Raw genomic sequence first — 2470 nt, forward strand, 5'->3', positions numbered from 1 at the left:
TCGCCAGACGCTCTTTGTGCGGTATTGCCTCAATGCTAAGAAAACACCGCACAAAGCCGTCAGACGGGCTTTATGCGGTGTTTTCTTAAAAGTCTGCTCTCTCTGCTGCAACGCAGTCATTCCGTAAACGTAACAGTGGCATCTACAACGGTCTTATCGCCGCTGATCAGGATCTGGTTCCGGCTGCTGTCATTCAGAGAGCCGGCGGCGTAAGAGTAACCAACATTATAGTCGCTGTTTTTGCCGTGGAGATTCAGCTGTACATCGCCGTAGTCCATGGCAATGGTGTTCTTGCCGTACAGGGCGGTATCAATGGTGCTGAAATCCCCGAATTCCAGATCAAAGCTGCTGTTCCAGAGGGTACTGGTTTCGCAGTGCACATCACCGTCGAAAATGGTGAACGCACTGAACTGTGCCTGATCGGTTTCGGTAAACCTCTGCAATTTTAAGCTGCCGTAGTCCAGTTCCATTTCGCTGCTGCCACAGGACACGTCTGTCAGCCGCACATCACCGGCATCGTTTTTCACCTTACAGAGGTTTCCGATCTCTGTCTGCTTGACAGTGAGGTCACCGTAGTCCAGCTCCAGGGAAGCTGTGCCGCTGACAATGCTGTCTGACAGCAACAGATCGCCGGCATCATTATCCGCAGTCAGGTTTGCCGCAGTGACATTTTTCACCTGACAATCGCCGTAGTCCAGATCGACAGACAGGGTGCTGACATGAATGCCAGAAATGGTACAGTCGCCGGCATGGTTGGCAATGGCAACGGCTCTGTATTCGGCGGGCAGGGTGACGGTGATCTTTGCGGCAGGGGCATGGAACGGGTGAAATCCGAAATGGGTGTAGCTGTACCACGGTTCGGAATCGGAATTCAGCTGGATTTGCAGCGTGTCGTCTTCTACGGCAACATGGTAGCTGTTCTGCGGCACATTTTCAGCAGTAATGGAAAATTTGCTGCCGTTTTGGACTGTCACTTCGGCGTTGTCAACGTCCATGAGCACAGAGGTAAATGCTTCCGAGGGTGTGTCGGTCTGGTCGATGAGGTGCAGGTTTTCCCGATAGCGGTTCTGATCCAGTGCTCCGGCACAAACCGCTGCACCACAGCAGATCGTTCCGGCACAAAGGCAGCTGACACCGGCAATGATCCAAGGTTTCATTTTCATTTTTTTAATTGCTCCTTTCAGTGGTCTGCAATGCCTGTTTCAGCTGGGCAAACTGTTCTGCCGGCAGCGTCAGCGTGACATCGGAATCGGAGGGAAACAGGGGCAGCCGCGGACGAACGGAAAGTGTGGTGCCCCGTTGTTTGGTGATACAGCGGTCTGCGGTTCGAATGGACGTGGATTTTCCGGAACGGATCGAAAGGTGTTCCAGCTGAATGGTTTCCACGGCTGCCGGTGCAGCGGTCTGAGATCTTGCCCACGGCGAAAAGGAACCCGTGGCACCCCAGCCCAGCAGCACCAGCCCATAGGCGGCAGCGACGACAAGAATTCGTTTTTTCACTGGGTTTCGTCCCCTTTCAGCACAAAGTGCAGCATTTTTTTCGTGGTAAATATGGTGAACCGGACAATGCTCTTGCACGCCAGCCAGATGGGATAGGCAACGAGAATGCCGACACCGCCGCTGCCCAGTCCGAAGCCCAGCAGCATCAGAGCGGTGGGAACGTCCTGAAATACGGTAATTACAAAGCTGAACAGTCCGCCCAGCAGAGTGGCTCCCAGCGAAACGGGAATGCATATCAGCACGATCAGGGCGGTGAGCAGCAGGCTGTACCATGTGACCAGCAGCGGCAGCCAGATGTAAAAGGTGCATGCCAGAACGATCAGCTTTGCCGTGCGGTTCGAGTGTTTTATGACAGCGGGCTGGGGAGAAATGCCATTCTCCCGCAGGATCTGCTGTGCCAGTGCTTCCGGTGTGCCCAGTGCGGCACGTTCTTCTTCGCTGGCATCTTCCAGAAATTCCAGATAATAGCGGATCGTTTCCTGCCGTTCCGCTGCCGGCATGAGAGAAAGTGCTCGTTCCAGACGGGCACAGTATACTTGTGGTGTCATAGGAATATCGCTCCTTTTTGATGATTGCTTTTTGGATCATGAGGGGTTGCCCTAGTTCTTCTCGTCCAGAAAGAAGTCTACCTGTTGTTTATAGTTGAGCCACTCTTTCCGGTACTGTTCCAGCAGTGCCCTGCCGGAAACTGTGATGCGGTAGTACCGACGGTTTCGCCCTTGATAGGGGCGGTCATAGGTGGTAAGGCTGCCGTTCTTTTGCAGCCGCCGCAGCACCGGATACAAGGTGGATTCTGAAACGGCAAAGTGTTCCTGAATGTCCTTGGTGATCTGATAGCCGTAGGTGTCCTCCTTGGTCAGCAGAGCCAGCACCATTGCATCCAGCAGCGTTGCACCAATTGAAAATGCAGACAATGGTTTCACCTCCTCAGGGTGGGTTTTAGGCAATACCGCACAAAGATTGTGCGACA

Annotated in this window: 4 protein-coding genes; all 4 read right to left on the reverse strand. The window is 53.6% G+C overall.

Translation table 11 applies throughout. The features are described from left to right. Window positions 1-116: 116 nt before the first annotated feature. The 4 genes from RUMCAL_RS13255 to RUMCAL_RS13270 are packed head-to-tail and all read right to left on the reverse strand — an operon-like array spanning window position 117 to window position 2375. Window positions 117-1163: a DUF4097 family beta strand repeat-containing protein gene (locus RUMCAL_RS13255; RefSeq protein ID WP_021683495.1), complete on the reverse strand. Its 1047-nt coding sequence runs from the start codon at window positions 1161-1163 to the stop codon at window positions 117-119. A 4-nt stretch (window positions 1164-1167) separates the two neighbouring features. Then, window positions 1168-1500 (reverse strand): hypothetical protein, encoded by a 333-nt coding sequence (locus RUMCAL_RS13260; RefSeq protein WP_021683496.1) that lies wholly within the window; start codon window positions 1498-1500, stop codon window positions 1168-1170. Continuing rightward, window positions 1497-2048, reverse strand: coding sequence for a DUF1700 domain-containing protein (locus RUMCAL_RS13265; protein ID WP_040648283.1), 552 nt, complete (start codon window positions 2046-2048; stop codon window positions 1497-1499). Before RUMCAL_RS13265 ends, RUMCAL_RS13260 begins: the two co-directional genes overlap by 4 nt. Before the next feature lie 51 nt (window positions 2049-2099). Next, window positions 2100-2375, reverse strand: a complete 276-nt coding sequence (locus RUMCAL_RS13270) for a PadR family transcriptional regulator (RefSeq protein WP_051343876.1) — start codon at window positions 2373-2375, stop codon at window positions 2100-2102. Between the last annotated feature and the right edge of the window lie 95 nt (window positions 2376-2470).

The sequence above is a fragment of the Ruminococcus callidus ATCC 27760 genome (genome assembly GCF_000468015.1).
Classification (GTDB): domain Bacteria; phylum Bacillota; class Clostridia; order Oscillospirales; family Ruminococcaceae; genus Ruminococcus_C; species Ruminococcus_C callidus.

Excerpts from the sequence above, each read along its gene's own strand:
- RUMCAL_RS13255 (WP_021683495.1), bottom strand. The coding sequence starts at position 1,163 with ATGAAAATGAAACCTTGGATCATTGCCGGTGTCAGCTGCCTTTGTGCC.
- RUMCAL_RS13265 (WP_040648283.1), bottom strand. The coding sequence starts at position 2,048 with ATGACACCACAAGTATACTGTGCCCGTCTGGAACGAGCACTTTCTCTC.
- RUMCAL_RS13270 (WP_051343876.1), bottom strand. The coding sequence starts at position 2,375 with ATGGTGCTGGCTCTGCTGACCAAGGAGGACACCTACGGCTATCAGATC.